Here is a 19,993-nt window from a genome sequence, read left to right on the forward strand (position 1 = left end):
TACAGTCCCAACAATGAGTCAGTTCTACCTCGCATCGTTGCTCGCTATCGGCGCCGCCTTGGCCACCCCGCAAACGCCCTCATCCCCAAAACCGGAGCCGAGTCTCCCGAATCCGTTTGTCTTGAAAAAGGACGAACTGCTGAAAGGGAATCCGCTTGCCCAGTACGTGGAGCTGATGCGCCTCGAGAACGACTTCCTGAAGGATGTGGGCTTGGTCGAGGCGTTCAACGGTAAGCCGCTGAACAAAGGGATGGCAGCTACCTACGGCCAGGCCCGTGCCACCGTCGAGGGAAATCTCGGCGCGATTCGAAGGAGCCTTCGATCTCAAACGATCGGCTGGTTCTACTTCCCCGCCAAGACGGCGACGACGGGATCCCCGCTCGACCGAATGAGACCGGTAAGCGCGGTGGACTACATTGTAAGACAGGCGGACAAACACCCTTACGTGATGATAGGCGAGGAGCACATGAAGCCGCAGACGCGGACGATTCTGCTTCCCCTGCTCCGCCGGCTGTACGCCAAAGGGTTCCGCTACTTTGCCGCCGAAACGTTCTATCAGGCGATCAAGTCGGCCCCCGTGAGGGGGTATCCGGCATGGGATGACGGATATTACATCCAAGATCCGGTTTACGCGGAAGCCGTGCGCGAGGCGATCAAACTGGGCTACAAACTCGTCCCGTACGAGGCGGAGGAGCAACCGAAGGACGCCCCGAAAGACGACCCGTGGTTCAACCAGAACTTCCGGGAGCACCTTCAGGCCGACAACCTCAAGACTCGGATCTTCGATCACGACCCTAAGGCGAAGGTGCTCGTCTGGGCGGGGCGATCGCACGTGGTGAAGGTCGCGAGCAAGCAGGACGGAGGCGAATTCCGGCCCATGGCCTACGAGTTCAAGAGGATGACCGGCATCGATCCGTTATCCGTTTATCTGCCGACCGACGTGGAAGCCGCCGCGCCGGAATACGAGCGCGAGGACTACAAGTACGCGGCGGACAAAGGATGGATCCACGGGCCTACCATCTTCGTGGGCGCTCACGGCGGCGCTTACGGCCTGGACGAGAACGAGGCGACGGTTTTCTTTCCGCGCACTACCTACGTCCACGGCAGGCCAGATTGGCTGGCTCGGAACCTGGGCCGAGTTCCGCGAGACATTCCGGCTTCGATGGTCTCGCGGCCGGGCTATCTCCTTGCGCAGGCTTGGAAAGAAGGCGAGCCGGTTCAGGCGATCCCGATCGACCAGATTCTCATCACCCCCGGCGACCCGGTTCCGGTCCTAATGCTGCCCAGGGGTGGCAGTTTTTGGATGAGAGTTATCGATCCAACCGGAAAAGTTCTAGGCACCTCGCGCTTGCACACCTAGCGAGGATCTACTGGCGACGACCTACTGCGCGGCCGCCTCAAAGGCTGGCCGCCACCCGGCGGAGTTGGCCGAGCGGGTCGTCGGTGACGAGGCCGCCGTGGTAGGTTACGATGGCATTCACTTCGGGAAGGGCGGCCAACTTCTTTACCGACTCGACTGCCGTCGAATAATCGGGAGTCGCGCCGACGGAAGGGCCTGCGAGTTGGCCGTCGGCAGAAGTTAGCGCGTCACCGCTGATGAGTGTTTTCGAGCGCTCCAAGAACAGGCTGATGTGGCCGGGAGTGTGACCGGGAGTGTGGATGACGCGGGTGCCGCCGCCGATCTCGAGAAGGTCGCCGTCTTCGACCAACCGGTCGACGGGGGCGAAGCCGATCTGGTCGAAGATCTCCTTCATACCAGGGTTCTGATCGAGCCTCTCTTGGCTCGGATACTTCACTAGCCGCTCCTTTCCTTCGATGTAAGGGGCCTCGATCGAATGGGCGATCACGGTCGCGCAACTGCGGATCTTAATCGCCGCCAATGACCCGATGTGGTCCACGTCCTGGTGGGTAACTACGATTTGCCGTAGGTCATCCATCGAAAAGCCATCCGCGGCGAGCGCGGCGGCTACCTCGTCGACATGTCCTGGCATCGAGGCGTCGACAAGCGTCGTGTCCCGATCGGGACCGACGATCAGGGCCAGGTTGAGCACCATCGACCCCAGCGGCCCGACAAAGGTGACCGGAATCACGTACAAATCGTCGTTCACTTTCACGGTTCTAGGATGGCACGGGCCGGTATTGTGATCGCGTGATGATTCGCCGCACCTTGCTTCTCGTCGCTGGACTGCTCGCTTGCTCGGCTAAACCGAACGAGGGCGCCATGGAATTAACGATCCGAGGCGATCTGCCGGGTTCGAGCATTCAGCCGGAGATTTACGGCGCGTTCGCCGAGCATCTGGGATCCGGGGTGTACGACGGCCTTTGGGTCGGCAAAAAGTCGCCCATCAAGAACGTCGGTGGGATCCGGTCCGACGTGATCGACGCGCTTAAGGCGCTCCATCTGGGAGTTCTGCGGTGGCCGGGGGGCTGCTTTGCCGACCAGTACCACTGGCGGGACGGGATCGGACCGCAGGAGAGTCGTCCCAAGCGGCTGAACGTCATATGGGGAGGCGAAGAATCGAACGAATTCGGCACCCACGAATTCTTCAAATTGTGCGATTTGATCGGCGCAAAGCCGTATCTCGCCGCCAACGTGGGTTCGGGTACTCCGATGGAGATGCGCGATTGGCTGGAGTACTTGACCTCCGATTCCAACTCCGCCTTGGCCAACGAACGGCGACAGAACGGGCAAGCGTCCCCGTGGAAGGTTCCCTACCTCGGGATCGGTAACGAGTCGTGGGGTTGCGGCGGCAACATGCGGGCCGAATACTACGCGGACCTTTACCGCCAGTTTGCGACCTTCGCTCAGTCGCTATCCGGCAATCACGTCTCCAAGATCGCCAGCGGGTCGAGCGACGACGATTACAATTGGACGGAGACCCTGATGCGCCAGGCGGGCGGCCATCTCGACGGGCTTTCGCTGCACCACTACTCGCTACCGACCGGCCAGTGGGGAACGAAGGGGCGGGCAACCGGCTTCAGCGAAAAGGAGTGGTATGACACGCTCCGGCAAGCGCTCCTCATGGAAACCTTGATCCAGCGCCACGGGGCGATCATGGACAAATACGACGCCAAGAAGCGAGTCAACCTGGTGGTAGACGAATGGGGGACGTGGTACGACCCGGACCCTTCGATGAAGCTTGGCGCGCTTTCGCAGCCGAACACGATGCGGGACGCGGTGGTCGCGGCGATCAATCTGAACCTGTTCAACCAGCACTGCGACCGAGTTCGGATGGCCTGCATGGCCCAGTCGGTGAACGTGCTTCAGTCGCTGCTGTTGGTGAAGGGGAACCAGGTGGTGAAGACGCCGACCTACTACGTTTTCGACCTGTTCAAGCAGCACGAGGGGTCGACACTTCTTCCGGTCGAGGGCCAGGTTCCGGGGGCGGACCCGATACCGAACGTGAGCGTTTCGGCATCCAAGGATGCTTCGGGGTCGATCCTCGTCACGATCGCCAACCTTAATGCGACGCAGCCGGTTCGGGTGAACTTCCATGTCGCCGGACCCTCGATGAAGTCCGCTACAGGGCAGCTTCTGGCCGGGGATACTTTTCGTACCGGCAACGATTTCAACAATCCGAATGCCGTCGTTCCCCGGCCGCTGACCGGTCTGAGCTTTAAGGAGGGAGTGCTCGCCTGCGACCTCCCCGCCGCCTCCGTGGCGGCGATCAGGCTAGAAAAGTAAAAGCGTTACCGGTGCTGGACGAGCTCCTCGATTTCGTCCAGCACCCGGAACTGCTTCACCTCGGCGGGGCGGCTTCGGAAGCGGTCGAATTGCTTCGCCTCTTTCGCGGACGCCGGATTCTTTGTCCACTCTTCCAGGGCCTTGGCCGACCGCCAAACCGTGACGGTGATCACCTCTCCCTCTTGCGGCCGCTCCAGAAAGAACGAGTCGCGGACATCCTTTTCGTCTTTCCGGGCTTGGTGGACGATTTCGCGCTCGAAGGTGTCGCGGGCTTCCTTCCATCGCGCTTTATCGAAGAAATTCGTGGTGACCTCCACCAGGGTTCCCGGCTTCGGAATGAGAACCGGCTTGTGGTGACGGCGGATCGCCACCTCCGAGCCCATTCCCAACAGGTCGAACCGCTTGGCCTCAAATGGCTGGCTGCGGTAGTCATCGAGCTCCTTCAGGTGCTTCGCCCGCTCTGGCTGCTGCTGCCAATCGTCAAGGTCCTTTTTCGAGCGCCAAATCGTCACGCCCAGGATCTCCGCCTCCTCCGGATTCTCGAGAATAAAGGAGTCGCGAAAATCCTTCGTATCGTTCTTGATCTCTCGATAGAACCGGCTCTGGAAAGTGGCCCGTGCCTCTTTCCATCTGTCTTTCTTGAAGCGGTGCACATACACGGCCACCACCGATCCCGGCTTGGGGGTGAACGATGGCAACCGATGCGTCTGCTCATCTTTCCCATATCCCAGCGTCAGTGCGAAACACGAAATTAGGCTCAATACCAGGGCTTTCATTACCTCTCACGATAACATGTCGCCACCTGGGGATGGCGAGGGAGATTCTAAATAGGGATGAACGAAAGGCTTCTTGCTCGGGCGGGCCGCCCGAGATACCCACGGGCGAGCCGCCCGTGCCACGTTAACTAGACAGTATTGTTAGTACTCTCTCGACGCGATCATCGCCATCGACTAGCAGGCGAACTCAAAACAGGGCGCGCAAATCCGCATCTGGGCAATAGGCTGAGGGGGTTCGTCATTAGAAGATTCGTGTTCGGTAATAGGCGGCCGGGATCGAACAAGCTGCACATGGCGGTGTTTTTCGCCAGATAGCAGCGTGTAATCCAGGTATAAGCTCTTCATGTCCGGATACAGGACGCAGGGGACGACCCTCCTTGCCGTAATACTCGTTATGGGCGTCGTCGCTCCTAGCTTTGCGCAGGGAAGGAAGGTGAGGCGAGCACCCAACCCCAAACTCATTCACCGGTTTAACTCCGGCATGAAGGGCCTCGCGGGAAAGAGAGTGACCATATTATTTCGAAGAAATCCCGGACTGATTTTTCCCGAATCAAACGGACGACCTTCTCCTTACAGAGATCCTATGTTTGGCGATATGTCCCTTGGCGCATGCTATCTTTCCGCATCTGTGAGGGACAGCAAGATACTCTTGAGAGACCTGAGAAAGAGGGGCGTGCGATTTCAGGTTGTACATTAGGCACTGAAATCGTTCGCTAATCTCGGACGAGGGCACGGGCGAACACCGCTGGTGCACGCTGGCGGCGTGAGGGTGCATCGGCATTGTATTACTGGCGGTTGGGACGCCGAAGAATATTAGGTTATGCTGCCCTTTCCGGGCTGGAGGGATGAGTCGCCTCCACCCACGGCTGACGCCCTGGGCTGGCGGATGTCGCCTCTAGTAAGTTGTTTTTCGACCCGTCGGGATGCAGTTCGCGTTGTGAGTCGCCTCTGAAGTTAAGCTTCGCCTCGAAGAATGCGACCCCGGCGGCGTCTGTGGGTTCGCATACCACCCTGGGAAGCCCCGCCGTTTGTTTTTCGGCATCGACGGGGACGTTCCGTTTTCATGTACTAGGTTGATCCGCAGACGCTTGGGTCTTTGGAGAAACCATGACAAGTGTATCTGTAGAAGTAGGAATCGACGTCGCCAAAGATTGGCTGGACGTCTCGGTAAGCGGCGGGAAGGTATTTCGAGTGCCGAATACGGCGGACGGAATCAGGGGGCTCATCGCGGGTCTTTCTAAAGGATCGGTCGTTCATTTAGAAGCAAGCGGCGGGTACGAGCGGGTTCCAAGGCGGCTGCTTCAAGGAGCCGGCCTAGAGGTGCGCACTCACGATCCTTTGCGGGTGAGGCGACGGGCGCAGTCGGATTCCCATCGGGGGAAGACAGATGCGCTGGACGCTCGCCACCTCTCAAATACGGGCGCGTCTTTAAAGGCGACGGCGCCAAAGAGCCCGACGCGCGAAGCACTGTGCGATCTCTCCCGTAGCATCCAGACGCTCAAGCGGTTCGTTTCGCAAACGAAGGTGCGGGCGGGGGTGCCGGGCCTTGAGCCGTACGTGAAGCAGGCGCTTCGGGACACCGCCGCCCTCGTCGAGGTCCGGATTCGCAAGATGGAGAAGGAGTTCGCGCAGCGGGTGAAGAAGACGGCTTTGCGCACAAGATACGAACTGGCGATGAGCGTGCCAGGGGTGGGACCGATCCTGTCGCGGGTGGTGACGAGCGAGCTCCCAGACGATCTGAGTCCGTTCTCGATCTCCCAACTCACCTCCTACGCAAGCGTCGCGCCCATCGACGACAGCTCCGGCAAGCAGACCAAGCCGGCGCGAATCCAACGAGGGAATCTGCATCTGAAAGCGGCTCTCTATATGCCCGCCCTGGGATGTATCCAGCGCCAGAAGTGGGCGAGGGAGCTCTACGCCCGGTTGATGGCCAGAGGGAGAAAGCATGAGCAGGCAATCGTCGCGGTGATGCGCCGGCTCCTAATACGCATTCTCGAGGTGCTTAAGCGGGGAACTCCGTGGGTGGTGAAGCCGGACGAGGAGGCGAGCGTGGCTACCCCCTAGATATAACGCCTCGCCCGAAAAAGAAAGCATGCCAAAGGCCCCGTTAAAGGTTCAGGCGGGAGCAGCCCGTCAACGCGCCTAAACGGACCGCCTCCTGCAAAACACCCCTCCGGAAAGGGCGCACCCCTACTTCCAGGCGGTGGAGCAAGGTCTCACTAAGCGGGGGCTCGACTTCGCAGGTCGAGCCAAAATGCTTGACAAAACGACATACCATCTTCGAGGCTGGCTCACAACAATCGGTCGTACGCACCTTCGATCCTTCGCCGGCGTTCACAAGGATAAAGGCAATGCAACAGACTCCAACGGAGGCGGCGTTTTCCCTGGGGTCTACACCGGTACTTCGTACATCCAGTAGCTTACGTTGTGACGGCTGATCTCGGTGACGAGGCGCATGCCGATTTTCTCGGCCACTCGGCGGGAGGGTTCGTTGCCGACGCGGATGAGGCTGATCAGTCGGGGGAGGCGGAGGCGGGCGAAGGCGTGGTCTCGGACGGCGGTGGCGGCTTCGGTCGCGTAGCCTCGATTCCAATGGGAGCTTAGGAAGTCGTAGCCGAGCTCGTGGACGATCTGTCCGTCGAGCTCCATTCTCTCCAAACCGCAGTTGCCGATCAGGGCGCCATCGCTCTTTTGGAAGACGCTGAATAGGCCGTAGCCGTATTCGATCTGATGCTTCAGATTCCGGTCGATCCACTTTCGCATCTGGTCTTGGCTGAATGGGGGTGCGTGAAAGGCCGCCATCACGTTTGGATCGGTGAAGATCGCCAAGAGCGCCGTCTCGTCCGACGCAGTCATCGGCCGTAGGGAGAGTCGGGGGGTCTCTAGAGAGGTGTTATTGGTCGGCATTTAGTTGTGGCACTGGCTTCCAGCCAGTGGGTCCCATGTCCTTCCAGGACATGGACCGATCACACGACCAGGATGGTCGTGATACACACGGGCTGGAAGCCCGTGCCACGGTTCATCGGCTGGGAGCCGATGCGTTTACACGGGCTGGAAGCCCGTGCTACTGCGTCGAGGTGTCGTATTGCTTAACCAAGGCGGGGGGTGCTTTGCAGCGCCAGGCTTCGACGATGAGGTCTTCGAGCTCTTCCGGGTCGACGGCGTCTAGCCTCACCAGGACGGCCGGGAAGCCGTTGTAGTGGGGGTCGATGATGTACTTGTCGGGGTCGGATTGGTTGATGGCGTCTTTGGCGGCGAGGCCGGGGACGATGATGGCCAGGACGGAGTCGTTGACGACGCGCGCCTTTTTTGGATCGATCCGTTCGGCCCAGGTCCAAAGGAAACCCTTGAATTTCCCTTTGACCTCGACGGAAAAGCCAAACCGATCCACCCCTTCCACCGCGCCCGGGAGCCGGGAGCAGATTCGCCGCACGTCGTCATGGGTCGTCATGGCCACATTTTGCGCCATCGACTTGGATTACGGAAGTCGGCTTCTCCCGTAGTGCAGTGTCTCGCAATAGATCGACGCCGTCTTTCTGGGACCGCCTATCGGGGTCCGAGGAGGTTAGGGCGTCTCACCCCGGGTCTGCGACCCGCGGCTAAGTTCTGGAGACCCCTCCGGGGTCGGAATGGTCCGTCCATTTGGTGTCCAGGCAAACCCACACTCGACGGCAATCTCGGCGAGGGTTCGCCGCTTCCCTTCCATGAGTCCGATCGCTTTCTGAAGCCTCAACCGGCGAAGAAACGTGTGCGGCGCTTCGCCGACGTACGCCTTGAAGAGGCGGTGGAAATGAAACGGCGAAAAGTGGGCGATGTCGGCCAACCGCTCCAGTGGGAGCGGAGAGTCGAAGTTCTGCTCGACGTAGTCGAGCACGTCGTTCAGACGCTGCTCGTACTGGGCTAGGGAACGCTTTTCGCTCGTTGCCATGGCGTCCGAGTTTACGGCAGGGACGGGCGGGACGCCCGGGGTCCGGGTAGCGGACGGGACGTCCGCGCTCCAATGGTTATCGTACGCAAGCGGCCAGGATAGCGACGTCGGTTTCGAAGGAGTCGGCTTTTAGGGGGCCGAAGGAGAAGCGGATGAAGGGGGACAGGGGGGATGAGGGGCCTCGGCGGAGCATGTCGCAGAGGGGGCCGGGGAGGATGGCGGCTTGGTGGGCGAACAGGCGTTCGTTGAAGGCATCGGCGGTAAGGCCGCCCGGGAGGCGAGCCCAGTGGTAGAAGCCACCGTCGCCGGTGAATAGCTCGAAACCGAGGTCCGCCAGCGCGGCTTCATAGCGCTTACGCTGGCCGCCATAGTAGGTACCAACGGCGCGGCGGGCCTGGGCAACTCTTTCGAGTTCCAGCATTCCGGCGACGCAGATCTGGGATGGGCGGGCGACGCCGCCCATGGCGATGCTGGAGAAGTTGCGGAAGAGCTCGATATTCGCCTTCGACGCAGCGATCCAACCGACCCGTAGGCCGGGGGCTTGGAGCCCTTTGGTGGCGGCGCTCACCACGAAGAGGTTTGTGCGGTCAATATCTTCGACGTACCGAAGGGCGCTGTCCGGCTCCGGCTCATGGAAGAACTCGTACGCTTCGTCGATCAATCCAGCCCAGCCGGGCTGGGAGCATAGGGCGACGAGGGATCGGAGCCGCTCGCCGGTCCAGGTGACGCCGGTCGGGTTGCTGGGATTGCTCTTCAACACTAAGCCGGGCCCGGCCATTTCGTAATCTTCTATTCCGGGGCGGAAGGCGTTCTCCGGGTTGCTGGGGATGAGCGTGGGCGACTTCGAGAGGAGGCGCAGGGCGTCCCAGTACGGCGTGTATTCGGTCTCCTCCACCAACACGCGCATCTCGGGTTTGAGGAAGGCGAGGGTGGCGTAGATGGCGGGGCGGCCGCCGGCGAAGATGGCGATGTTGTCGGTGGTGAGGTTCGCGCCGTAGAAGTGGCGATAGTAATCGCGCAGAGCGACGAGGAGCTCCTGCCCGCCGGTCGCCTGCGGGTACTTGAGGTCTTGGTGGGTGAAGTCGATGCGCGTCGGGATGTCCGGTCCGCCGGGAAGTGGGGTGGTGAGCGGGAAGCCTTGCGCCCAGGGGTGGGTTCCTTCCGTCCCCATGTACTTTCCGGTTGCGTCGAGGAACTTGAAGAGGGTCTCGTAGACTCCCATCGGCGGGAAGTGGCAGAGGGCGGAATCTCGTTGGCCACTCGTCATTGATGGCCTCGGTGGGTTCGGTTCACGTGAGGATATTAGCAGGCGATCACTTTGGGTGCGGACATCGGCTGGGGTACCGACGCGACGGGTTCTTCGCTTTACACATCTTTAGGTTCGGGAGCCAAGGACCTCCCTTCAACAGATTAGCCTGCTCTTATCGCATTGCCTTCCCCGAATACGAGGGCTCGTCATATTGTTAGGCTGATATCGCCGCTTTCAGGGCTCGAGGGGTTTGTCGGCCTTTACCCAGGATTCCGCTTCGCTCCACCCTGGGCTATGGGATGTCGCTCCCATGGGGCTGGCTCAGGACATGGAATCGGCCGCACCTTTATCGGCAGGCGGGTTACCGCGTAAAAAGTGCGATACGACGGCCTGCGGAAGGAGGTGAACTTGGTGCGTTCAATGAAACCGCTGCGGGGCTCCGGCCAAACCGTTCTTCGGCTCGAGGAGCGTTTGAGGACAAGGGTTCGGGTTTGTTTGGATGCCAAAGGAGGACGTGCGGGATGTCGGGGCTCTCCGAGAAAAATTCTGTCGATATTGTCCGGCGCGGGTGGAGGTGAACGTTGAGGGGATGAAGGTTAGACTTCAGGAGGAATTGGACGATGAGTGAATTCGTTTTTCTTTACCGTGGCGGCGACAGGGCGACTTCGCCCGAGCAGGGACAGCAGATGATGCAGAAGTGGATCGAGTGGTTCAAGGAGCTGACGGCGGGCGATCATGTCGTCGACCGGGGGCAGCCGCTCGAGTGGAGCGGGAAGGTTGTGCAGGCGGGCTCAAAGACCATCGTCGACGGCCCGTTCGCCGAGGCGAAGGACCTCGTCGGCGGTTTCACCATCATTAAGGCGAACGATCTCGACCACGCGGCTGAGCTCGCCAAGAACTGCCCGATCCTCGACCGTAACGGACATGTGGAAGTACGCCCCGTGATGCGCCTGGATATGTAATGGAGCACCCCGCCGGCCCGCTTGAACCGGGAGAAGACCCGATCGATCATCTGTTCCGGCGCGAGTCGGGGCGGATGATCGCGACGGTCGCCCGGCTTCTCGGGCTGCAAAACCTCGCCTTGGCGGAAGACGTCGTTCAAGACGCCTTCTGCCGGGCCGTTGAAGTGTGGAAGTACCGGGGAATGCCGCCGAATCCGGAGGCGTGGCTGATGGCGACGGCAAAGAATCGCGCGCTCGACGTGCTGCGGCGCGAGAGGACGGCGCGTAAGTTCGCGCCGGAGCTCGCCTCCGAATGGAGCTTGGCGCAAACGGTCGAGGAGTCGTTCACTCCCCATGCCATCAAAGACGACCAGCTTCGGATGATGTTCTCGTGCTGCGACCCGCGGCTCAAGGAGGAGGCGCAGCTCGCTCTGGTGCTCCATCTCTTGTGCGGCTTCGGGATCGACGAGATCGCGGCGGCGTTCCTGGTCTCGCACCACGCCATGGAGAAGCGAGTGATCCGGGCCAAGAAATCGCTGGCGGAGCTTGGCCTCATCTTCGATCTCGCGGACGCGGAGTTTTCGGCTCGGCTCTCCACCGTGTACCGGGCGCTTTATCTGCTCTTCAACGAGGGATACCACGGCGCGTCGTCGGTGTCGGTGGTGCGGGCGGAGCTGTGTCAAGAGGCGCTGCGGCTGACTTACCTCCTGATGGAGAATCCGCTCGGGGCGGCGCCGGCAACTTTCGCGCTGGGGGCGCTTATGTGCTTTCACGGGGCGCGGCTGCGGACGCGCATCGGCCCGTGCGGCGAGTTGGCGCCGTTGGTGGAGCAGGATCGAACGCAGTGGGATTCCTCCCTCATCGAGCAGGGGAAGCGGCTGTTGGCGAACTCGGCATCGGGCTATGTGCTGACCGAGTACCACCTCGAGGCGATGATCGCCTCGCTGCATATGGAGGCGCGAAGCGTGGAGGAGACGAACTGGCGGGCGATCGTGGAGCTTTACGACGTTCTGGTGGAAATGCGGCCTTCGCCGGTGGTCGCCCTCAACCGCGCGATCGCGGTGGCGCAGCTTCGGGGGCCGGCGGAGGGGATCGAAGAGATTCGGGCAATTTCGGAGCGCGAGCGGCTGGACCGATATCCTTTCTATTGGGCTGCCATCGGGGAGTTGGAATCGCGCCGAGGCGATTTCCCGGAAGCCAGGGAGGCGTTCTTAAAAGCGCGGGACCTGGCGCGCAATCCGATGGAACGCCACTTCTTGTCCAAACGGATAGCCGACTATAGCGCCGTCTAGCGTAGGTGCTCTTGGGAGAAAATGGCGTACTCCTCGCGGGACCAGATCTCGAAGAAGCGTCCCATTCCGATGACCAGGGCATCGGCCGTGAGGCCGGCATCTCGGGCGAGATCTGCCGGGATCGGCAGATAACCGTCCGACCCGAGGTCGACCTGGACGTGTAGAAAGCCATGCTCGGCGACGGCTTCCAGCGCCTCATCGCGGGAGGCGACCCGGATCGCGCGATAGGGAGTGAGCCAAGCAACGAGGCGAGGAGTTAGGATCGCCGCAAAGCGGGGCGGCAGGCGGAGACGGCCGTCGTCTTCCAATTCAATCTCGTATTGCCCGAGCAGGGAGTTCATCTAGGGAGTTTGATGATAACTCGATTCCTGCTTGACGAGGCCTTGGGGTGGTGTTCGGTGGGCGACGATCCGTTGGGGGTGAATGGCGAACGTATGTTCGCCGGGGGCCGCTCTGGAGAGTAGGGAAGCGGCACACGTAGGTGCCAGCTACACGTCCTTCGGACGTAGGGGAGGCCGCTCTGGAGAGCGGCGGTCCGCCGGACGGGACTCCCTCACCCCCAACCCCCTCTCCCTCGTTCGGCACATACATCCGAAGGAGGGAGAGGGGGCTCCGGAGGGTGGGATTGTCCAGCGATTGGTGGCGATTGTCCATTATTAAATGAGAGTCGTCCTTCTCTCTTCTCAAATTGTTTGCCTCGTTGTACAGTATCAACGTGGCTGTCGTAATCCGGTGCGGGTTTGTGCGGAGTGGGAATGTCTAATCGTTCACGCCCAATGGTCGGAACGACGGCGGAGGGGCTTCGCGCTTGGATCCGGGAAGGACGGCTTCGAGCGGGGGATACGCTCGACTCCGAGCATCGGTTGGCCGAGACGCTGGGGGTTAGCCGTGGTACGATTCGGCTGGCGATCGACGTCCTCGTCTCCACCGGCGAGTTGACCCGCCGTCCGCACTCCCGGCCGGTTATCGGCATGCTGGGCGACCGGTCATCGGGGTCGGAAGGGCTCGACGTCTACGTGTGGGTTAGCCACCCGATCTCGGACCACGCTTCGCTCATGTTCATGCGCGGCGTCTCGCTCGGGCTCAAGGGTACGCCATACCGGATGATCGTTCGTGAGCCAACCCGTTTCTACGGCGGCCATGTACCTTCCGACGAGCGCCAGTTCCTTATCGACTTGCTCGAAAACGAGGGGGCGGCAGGCGCGATTATTCAGCGGGATGCCGCGGGAAAAAACGCCGAAGCGGCCAAAACTCTTCTGCGCGCGGGAAAACCTCTCGTCTTTGTAGACTCCCCGCCTCCTGAAGGAGTGGATGCCGACTACGTCGGCTCGAGCAATCTGGCGGCGGCTCGGCAATGCGTCGAGCACTTGATCGAGCTTGGGCACCAGAGAATCGCTTGTCTGATGGAAAGCGACGAAACGGACGTCACCAATCAGCGGACCAAAGGATATTGGAGAGCCATGCGCTTGGGAGGCCTCGAGGATCGGGGCGTCTGCCTGATCGCCGGCGCTCTTGCAAACGAAGGGCGTCACCTTCACCCAGCCGGAAGGTTTGCCCCCCGGTGCGCGACCCACGGCGCCTATCTTGAATGGTCCCAGCGGCTAGTCGCCGCCGTGCTCGCCCTTCCCGAAAGGCCGACCGCGGTCTTCGTCGGCTGCGACGTGCTGGCCCACTCCGTCGGGGCGCTTTTGGAGGGTGCGGGAGTGCGCATTCCCGAGGATATGTCCATCGTCGGCTTCGACTGGCTTGCCCGGTGGGAATCGGCGCAAATAGACGACCTCACGACCGCCAGCCAGGATTTTGAAGGTTTCGGGCGGCAGTCGGCGGACCTTCTGCTCGACCGTCTTACCGGCGAGGCGTCCGCGACGCCCCGCCATGTTTTGCTACCGGCACCGCTTGTCGTGCGGTCCTCGACCGCCCCTCGGAAGGCTGCTATGCCCTCCGGCGATCATTTGGGCTCGAAGCCCCTTTAACGTCATGAATTCCAAGATCCGTTCTAAAGCCTTTACCCTCATCGAACTGCTCGTCGTGATCGCGATCATCGCAATCCTCGCGGCGATCCTCTTCCCTGTTTTCGCCCAGGCCAAAGCCGCGGCCAAGAAGACCTCCTGTCTCTCGAACGACAAGCAGGTCTCCTTGGGCGCCGTTATGTACGCCGGCGACAGCGACGACGTATTTCCCTACGACCGTGGCGGCGACCCGGGCAACACCTACTACGGTGAGACCTACGTCAACGGAGCGATGGACCCTAACGCGCCGACCAACTGGAGCCGGGGAATCTATCCATACACGAAGAACTTCGGCATCTTCGCCTGCCCAGTCGCGGTCGACCAAGACGGAAGCAATGGTTGGGGCTGCTTCGACGGAAACGGCAAGGCAACCTCCTACTGCGGCAGCACGGCGATGAACGCCATCGCCGAAGGTAAGACCGTGACCGCGATGCCGGAACCGGCGAACACCGTACTGATGAGCGAGAAGTCGCAGAAGCAGAAAGTCTCGCAATCCGCTCCTTCGTGGAACGGATTCAACGACAGCTCGTGCCCGAACGTCATCGGAAAGCCGGCGACTAACCGGTGTCCGACCGGAACCGACGGTCCGACGACTGCCGTAAACCACGACGGTGGAAACTACGGCTTCGCCGACGGCCACTCGAAATACTCGAAGAAATCGGGGATGAAGTACAGCCAGTTCGGTTGGATCGGCATCTGCAAGTTCTACGGGAGCGGAGCGACGCCGCCCAACGTGAAGAACGTGGACGCGACGCTGACCCCGTTGCTGGATAAGAACCCGCTCACCAGCAGCGGATGGACGTACCGAAACTGGGACGTGGTTTGCGACGGCTCCGCGTTCTAGAACGCTCACCGGGAGCGGCTTTCTTCCCCGGAGAAGAAGGCCGCTCCCGGCTCATTTAATAGGACATCTAATTTGAAAGTACGCAATATCCTTTTAGTGGTGGGCCTGATATCGACCGGACTCTTCGGAGCGGGGTGCGGCGACTCGGTACCGGTGAATCCTAAACCGGCGGATGGCAGCAATCCGCACGTTTCCGGCACTCCCCAGGAGCGGATCAAGAACATCGAAGCCGACACCTCACTTACTCCGGAAGAGAGGGCGCGACGGATCGCCGTGGTTAAAGAGCGGAACCACCTCAAATAGCCCCTTGGTTCAACGAATCGGCGCGGACATCGACTCGCACTTGCAGACCGCCCGCCGCGCTTACGGCGCAGGGGCGTTCGCGGACGCGAGCCGGGAATTAGAACAGATCCCGGAAGAAGGTCGAGGGAGCCCCGGATTCTTACTTCTCTACGGGGCTTGTCTGGCAAGAACGAGGCGCTCGGAGGAGGCGACGCGAGTCTTTACCGAGTTACTCGCCAAAGATCCCGAGTGCCATGAAGCGTTGACCTGGATGGCGCTTCTCAAGAAGAACCATCGAAGCATGCACGAATCGATCGCCTACGCCCAGCAGGCGGTCTCACTTAAGCCGGAGGACGCGGCAGGCTATGGCGTTCTCGGCTCGTGCTATCTCTCCGGCCGACTTCCGGATCTGGCGATCGAGGCGCTACTTCGCGCCATCGAGCTTTCGCCGGATGTGGCCGAACATCGGCACAATCTCGCATTGTCCTACCTCATGGCCCACCGGCACCGGGAGGCGATCATCCAGTTGCGGCACGCGATCGAGCTGGCGCCGATGAGCCCCGAGAACTACCTCGTGCTGGCATCCACCTATTCCCTATTCGGCATGGCCGGGCCGGCGATCGAGTGCTTGCGAGAGGGACTGTCGAACCTTCCGGACTGCGCTCCGCTCCACTCCTCGATCGCGGGGATGTTCGCGACGATTCGCAACGACGACGCGGCCGAAAAGCACCATCGCCGGGCGATGGAGCTCTCGCGAGAGAGCCGGGGCGGATTCGGAACCTGGCTGCTGAACCAAGGCAGGTTCGGAGAGGCGAAGGAGATCTTCGACGACATGATCCGCGAAGGGGCCGACCCGGCGTTCGCCTATTACGGCCTGATGCTGTCGGCGAAGCTTACGGATTCCGACTCTGACACCGCCTTCGTCGAGCGAATGAAGTCGCTGCTCGGTTCGAGCCAACTGCGTCCCCGGAGCGAGATGTACCTGAGGTACGCGCTTGGCCGAGCCGCAGAGCAGCGCAAGCTCTACGAGGAGGCGATGGGCCACTTCGACGCCGCGAACCGCTTGGCGCACACTTTGTACCACGCGGGAAGCCCGGTTTCCGAAGGGCGGTTCGCGGCAGAACACGCCGAGGTTCAGCGTCTTTACGAGTCGATACGCTCGCGTAGTCTCCAAACCGACTCGGCGGCGGCGCCAATCTTCATCATCGGGATGATCCGCTCGGGGACGACCCTTTTGGACCAGATCGTCTCGAGCCATTCGTCCGTTGCTTCGGGCGGCGAGCTCAGGTTTTGGATGGAGGAGGGTCGTCGCCTGGTGGTGCGGGATTCCGCTCCCACCGAGAAAGAGCTCGCCGCGCTGGCGGAAGAGTACGAGCGATACGCCCGTTTGCTAGCCGGTCCGGAAGAGCGCTTTACGGACAAAATGCCGCTCAATTTCGCCTACGCCGGGATCATCAACGCCGCGATGCCGAACGCGCACTTCCTGCACATCCGGCGTCACCCGATCGATACGTGCCTCTCGATCTGGACCACCTTCTTCGGCCAAGGTCCGCTTTTCGCCTACGACAAACGGCAGGTCGTGTCTTACTACCGGGAATATACGAGGGCAATGGATTACTGGCGGGGCGCCCTTCCGAAGGACCGGTTGCTGGAGATCGACTACGAAGCGCTGATCGCCGACCCCGGGAAGATCGTTCCACAGATCGTCGAGTTCTGCGGCCTTCCGTGGGAAGAGGCGTGCCTCCACCACGACCAAAACCAGAGCGCGATCAACACGCCGAGCCGATGGCAGGCGCGGCAGCCGATCTACAAAACGTCGGTCGAGCGGTGGCGTCGCTACGAACCTTGGTTGGGCGAATTTGCCGAGCTACTGGAGCGCGAGTGAAACGGAAATCAGACTCCATCGCCCCGGTCGGGCGTGTGCTGGTGGATGGCGGCCGTCTCCATAGGGAGCTCGTGTCGCACGGCGGGCGCCTCGCCGAACTTCTTCGGCCTTACCCATCCCTCGCGAATCATTGCGTCGAGACACTCGGTGAGACGGGCGTGCAACTCGTGGTTGAACGCGTCTCCCATCGTTCGCTGGACGAAGCCGAAGGCCTCGTTCAGGAGCGGAGAAAACTTGAGAGCGTCGACCATGAGGCCGAAGAGGCCGTAGAGAGGGAGGAACTTACCATCGCGCCGAAGCGCGACCATCGCCTTGACGCCGCCGTTTTCGAAGCGGGCGACCTTCACCTGCTCCGCGCCCGACAGGTGCGGCAGAAAAACGCTGTATCCATCCAACGAGCTGGTCGCAGGCGCTTCGGACAATCGGCCGGTGAGCGAATGCAGTTGGTCGAGCCGGATCAGCGCCAGGCCGGCGACCTCCATATCTTCCTCGATGAACCCGCCGGTACCGAGCCACTGGAACGCTTGGTCGCCGCTGAGCTCCAGACCCGCGTCGCGGGCGATCTCGCTCGTGTATTCCTTCAGATCGGTGAAGTTGGTGTTGGCTTTGTACCAGTAGTCCGCGAACCGGATGTGCTGCCGGACGCGCCGCTCGTTTCGACGCTCATAATTTTCGGCCATCCACGGGACGTTCCCTCCGCGCGCCGCCTCCATGATCAGGAACGCCGCTTCTCGCGCGCCCGCATGCGCGAGCGTCATCCCGGCAGAGAGGATCGGGTCGGCGAAACCGGCGGCTTCGCCGACGAGGAGCCAATTGGGACCGGCCATCCGATTGGCGACGAACGACCAATCCTTGGTCGTGGTGAATCGATCTTCGCGCGTCGCGTTCTGAATGAGGCGTTGAAGCCGCGGCTCTTCGGCGATGGCGCGCCGATAGAGCTCTTCCATCGAAAGGCCGGACTTCTTGTAATGGTCCGCGGGGCAGACGAAACCGATGGAGGTGCGGTCGGGGCTAATCGGGATGAACCAGATCCAGCCGTAACCCAGCGAGAGGATCTGGATGCGGGTTCCGCCCACGCCGAGCGAGACCGCCCACTCGGCGTTCCGCCAGTAATACCAGCCGGCGACGTTTTTCAGCGAGGACGGCTCGTCGATCTCGACGTCCATCGCCCGGCGCAACAATCCGGAGTGGCCAGTGGCGTCGACATACCACTTCGCCTCGATCTCCGTTCCGTCGGCAAGGACAAGTCCCTCCACCCGATCGCCTTTCCTGCGGACCTCTCGAACGGCCGATCGTTGACGGACCTCGCAGCCAAGCTCCTCGGCATAGTCGAGGAGGATCTTGTCGTAGGCGGACCGGTCGACTTGGAATGCGGTTCGTTTGCGCTGTCCTTCGTAGCGTCCGGGCCGGGGCGCGTCGTCGAATTGGCCGAATGGGAGGAAGTCGAAATCCCACAGATCGTCGGTGGTGCCCCAGCGGTAGGTGCCGCCGATCTTCACCGGGAAGCCGGCCGCCTCGACACGGTCCCAGACGCCGAGCTCGTCGAGAATGCGCCCGATGAGCGGAAGCTGGCTCTCACCGATGTGGTCGCGCGGAAACTGCTCGCGCTCCAGGATAAGCACCTTGCTATCCGGCTGGTATTTCTTCAAGAATCCGCCGCAAGTAGAGCCCGAAGGCCCACCCCCTATGATCGCTACATCGGTGGTCAAACTCTCCATTCCGATAGGAGTTTACGACCCTTAAAACGTTTTTGAGTGTGGAACGACGATATGTCGCAATAATTAGTATCAGTAGCTACTATGAGTAGTTACTGCGTCTCGGTGGCGCCAATTGCGAGGGTTCGATAGGCTTATGCGATAAGCCGGGCCGGCTCACTGTTCCGTCTTTCGAGTTCTCTAACCAGCCATTGAGCGTCGACTTAGATCCTGAGAGATTTACCAGAACTGAGGCGATAAACTTAAGCTGAGGGTCCGATTTCGTACGCAGTGGGGAGGAATTCGCTACATTCGGAAGGTAGCGGTTACTTATCACCGCTCAGTTTGTACTCATTGGAGCCGAATATGTCGCCAGATCTACCGAACCTCATCGTTGCCGCCAAATCGCCTAAGGAACATTTCGCGGCCATTCTGCCACTTCATTACGACGACCCCAACCATCCAACAGACCGTGAGCGCTCACGGCTCGAGAACTCGGTCATCCTGCTTTGCAGTAAATGGGAGGATCTCGTCGAACTGCTAAACGATCCGGTTCAATACTTTAAGGATAAGCAAACCGAGTGGAGTCAAGCACTGCCCTACGGCAAAGCCAGGTACGAGTTCAATCTCAAGGCGCCGGTGACGGCCCTGATCCAACCCGGTAAAGTCGAACCTCGAAAAAGAGCTCAATTCAATACTTTCCTTGCTCAAAAGGCGGCACTCGATTCCGGCATGGAGTTCCTTGACTTCGTCGATCATCCCGACAGCGCCGCCGCATTAACGAGAGCCCAATCTCAATTCGAGACTATCGGAGGGTTCATCGCCGAATTCGCGCTTGGGACCTCGGTTCTCATCATTCACTACTGGCCTCCCAAGAATCCTGGCGAGCCGCGTCTCAAAGATTGTTTTACAAGAGCTACGGTTGGCATGATGCCTGGCCCAAAGGGCGTGTCACCCGATGATCCGGATGCGTCGGGAACCCTTCATATCGACATTGAGCACAAAAAATGCGACATTGCCAGGGACACCGCAAACCTTATCGTCGACATGCTCGAGTCTCGGGAGAGCCTACTCGCCTTCTTAAACACTGAGGATAACGTCGAATCGGGGGTGGTTAACATGGAGCCACTCGGCAGCACTATCCGCATTCCGGACCACGGTGAACCGGTTGGTCTACCCGCATCAGGTGGGGACCCCGTCTTCGCGATCGACACGACGGTGCCGTTCACCATTTATGTGGAAGAGCTCTCGGCAGAGAAGCGAGGGTGCACTTGTTGCAACCACTTCGTAGTGCAAAAAGACGGGCGGTTCTTCCTTAGCCACGCCACGCTCAAGGGTTATCCCCTCTGCAACTGCGCGCAGACGGGGACGAACGCCTAGGCCTATTCAAGACATTCTAAGTGATGAG

The 19,993-nt window shown here is 60.8% G+C and carries 18 protein-coding genes; 10 read left to right on the forward strand and 8 right to left on the reverse strand.

What is annotated here, in order from left to right:
- The first annotated feature begins 13 nt into the window (after window positions 1-13).
- Window positions 14-1,360 (forward strand): hypothetical protein, encoded by a 1,347-nt coding sequence (locus OP10G_RS23755; protein WP_025227646.1) that lies wholly within the window; start codon window positions 14-16, stop codon window positions 1,358-1,360.
- 37 nt (window positions 1,361-1,397) lie between these two features.
- Here OP10G_RS23755 and OP10G_RS01565 read toward each other — a convergent pair whose 3' ends face one another.
- Window positions 1,398-2,108: an MBL fold metallo-hydrolase gene (locus OP10G_RS01565; protein ID WP_144240942.1), complete on the reverse strand. Its 711-nt coding sequence runs from the start codon at window positions 2,106-2,108 to the stop codon at window positions 1,398-1,400.
- A 44-nt stretch (window positions 2,109-2,152) separates the two neighbouring features.
- Between OP10G_RS01565 and OP10G_RS01570 the strand changes: the two genes are divergently transcribed.
- Window positions 2,153-3,685 carry an alpha-N-arabinofuranosidase gene (locus OP10G_RS01570; RefSeq protein WP_084178759.1) on the forward strand — a complete coding sequence of 511 codons (1,533 nt, stop codon included), beginning with the start codon at window positions 2,153-2,155 and terminating at the stop codon, window positions 3,683-3,685.
- A gap of 5 nt (window positions 3,686-3,690) precedes the next feature.
- Here the strand turns inward: OP10G_RS01570 and OP10G_RS01575 are convergent, their stop codons facing one another.
- Window positions 3,691-4,461 carry a hypothetical protein gene (locus tag OP10G_RS01575; RefSeq protein WP_025227643.1) on the reverse strand — a complete coding sequence of 257 codons (771 nt, stop codon included), beginning with the start codon at window positions 4,459-4,461 and terminating at the stop codon, window positions 3,691-3,693.
- 1,107 nt (window positions 4,462-5,568) lie between these two features.
- Here OP10G_RS01575 and OP10G_RS23760 point away from each other — a divergent pair.
- Window positions 5,569-6,525: an IS110 family transposase gene (locus OP10G_RS23760; protein WP_025227642.1), complete on the forward strand. Its 957-nt coding sequence runs from the start codon at window positions 5,569-5,571 to the stop codon at window positions 6,523-6,525.
- A 327-nt stretch (window positions 6,526-6,852) separates the two neighbouring features.
- Here the strand turns inward: OP10G_RS23760 and OP10G_RS01585 are convergent, their stop codons facing one another.
- The 4 genes from OP10G_RS01585 to OP10G_RS01600 all read right to left on the reverse strand — a co-directional run bounded on the left by OP10G_RS01585 (window position 6,853) and on the right by OP10G_RS01600 (window position 9,656).
- Window positions 6,853-7,368: a GNAT family N-acetyltransferase gene (locus OP10G_RS01585; protein WP_025227641.1), complete on the reverse strand. Its 516-nt coding sequence runs from the start codon at window positions 7,366-7,368 to the stop codon at window positions 6,853-6,855.
- A 157-nt stretch (window positions 7,369-7,525) separates the two neighbouring features.
- Window positions 7,526-7,912, reverse strand: a complete 387-nt coding sequence (locus tag OP10G_RS01590; RefSeq protein WP_025227640.1) for an MmcQ/YjbR family DNA-binding protein — start codon at window positions 7,910-7,912, stop codon at window positions 7,526-7,528.
- A 114-nt stretch (window positions 7,913-8,026) separates the two neighbouring features.
- Window positions 8,027-8,389: a helix-turn-helix domain-containing protein gene (locus OP10G_RS01595; protein ID WP_025227639.1), complete on the reverse strand. Its 363-nt coding sequence runs from the start codon at window positions 8,387-8,389 to the stop codon at window positions 8,027-8,029.
- A 76-nt stretch (window positions 8,390-8,465) separates the two neighbouring features.
- A complete protein-coding gene (locus OP10G_RS01600) occupies window positions 8,466-9,656 on the reverse strand; it encodes a pyridoxal phosphate-dependent aminotransferase (protein ID WP_038472328.1) in 1,191 nt (396 codons plus the stop codon).
- 602 nt (window positions 9,657-10,258) lie between these two features.
- Here OP10G_RS01600 and OP10G_RS01610 point away from each other — a divergent pair.
- Both OP10G_RS01610 and OP10G_RS27575 read left to right on the forward strand, forming a co-directional pair.
- Window positions 10,259-10,600 carry a YciI family protein gene (locus OP10G_RS01610; protein WP_025227636.1) on the forward strand — a complete coding sequence of 114 codons (342 nt, stop codon included), beginning with the start codon at window positions 10,259-10,261 and terminating at the stop codon, window positions 10,598-10,600.
- Window positions 10,600-11,871 carry an RNA polymerase sigma factor gene (locus OP10G_RS27575; RefSeq protein WP_025227635.1) on the forward strand — a complete coding sequence of 424 codons (1,272 nt, stop codon included), beginning with the start codon at window positions 10,600-10,602 and terminating at the stop codon, window positions 11,869-11,871. Before OP10G_RS01610 ends, OP10G_RS27575 begins: the two co-directional genes overlap by 1 nt.
- On the opposite strand, the gene OP10G_RS01620 is transcribed toward OP10G_RS27575, so the two are convergent.
- A complete protein-coding gene (locus tag OP10G_RS01620) occupies window positions 11,868-12,212 on the reverse strand; it encodes a division/cell wall cluster transcriptional repressor MraZ (protein WP_025227634.1) in 345 nt (114 codons plus the stop codon). The two genes, OP10G_RS27575 and OP10G_RS01620, sit on opposite strands and share 4 nt — an antisense overlap.
- A 414-nt stretch (window positions 12,213-12,626) precedes the next feature.
- Between OP10G_RS01620 and OP10G_RS01625 the strand changes: the two genes are divergently transcribed.
- From OP10G_RS01625 to OP10G_RS23770, 4 genes are all read left to right on the forward strand, one after another.
- A complete protein-coding gene (locus OP10G_RS01625; protein ID WP_084178760.1) occupies window positions 12,627-13,844 on the forward strand; it encodes a GntR family transcriptional regulator in 1,218 nt (405 codons plus the stop codon).
- A gap of 4 nt (window positions 13,845-13,848) precedes the next feature.
- Entirely contained in the window at window positions 13,849-14,724 is an 876-nt protein-coding gene (locus OP10G_RS23765; RefSeq protein WP_025227632.1) for a prepilin-type N-terminal cleavage/methylation domain-containing protein, read from the forward strand.
- Between the two features lie 72 nt (window positions 14,725-14,796).
- Window positions 14,797-15,027 (forward strand): hypothetical protein, encoded by a 231-nt coding sequence (locus OP10G_RS26635; protein ID WP_158409110.1) that lies wholly within the window; start codon window positions 14,797-14,799, stop codon window positions 15,025-15,027.
- Between the two features lie 4 nt (window positions 15,028-15,031).
- The gene (locus tag OP10G_RS23770; protein ID WP_025227630.1) at window positions 15,032-16,891 is read left to right on the forward strand and encodes a tetratricopeptide repeat-containing sulfotransferase family protein; all 1,860 of its coding nucleotides are present in this window, start codon (window positions 15,032-15,034) and stop codon (window positions 16,889-16,891) included.
- An 8-nt stretch (window positions 16,892-16,899) separates the two neighbouring features.
- Here the strand turns inward: OP10G_RS23770 and OP10G_RS01645 are convergent, their stop codons facing one another.
- On the reverse strand, window positions 16,900-18,609 hold the full coding sequence (locus OP10G_RS01645) for an NAD(P)/FAD-dependent oxidoreductase (protein WP_025227629.1): 1,710 nt from the start codon (window positions 18,607-18,609) through the stop codon (window positions 16,900-16,902).
- A 342-nt stretch (window positions 18,610-18,951) separates the two neighbouring features.
- Between OP10G_RS01645 and OP10G_RS01650 the strand changes: the two genes are divergently transcribed.
- Complete coding sequence (locus tag OP10G_RS01650) at window positions 18,952-19,965, forward strand: hypothetical protein (RefSeq protein WP_025227628.1); 1,014 nt, start codon at window positions 18,952-18,954, stop codon at window positions 19,963-19,965.
- Window positions 19,966-19,993: the final 28 nt, after the last annotated feature.

The sequence above is a fragment of the Fimbriimonas ginsengisoli Gsoil 348 genome (genome assembly GCF_000724625.1).
GTDB lineage: Bacteria > Armatimonadota > Fimbriimonadia > Fimbriimonadales > Fimbriimonadaceae > Fimbriimonas > Fimbriimonas ginsengisoli.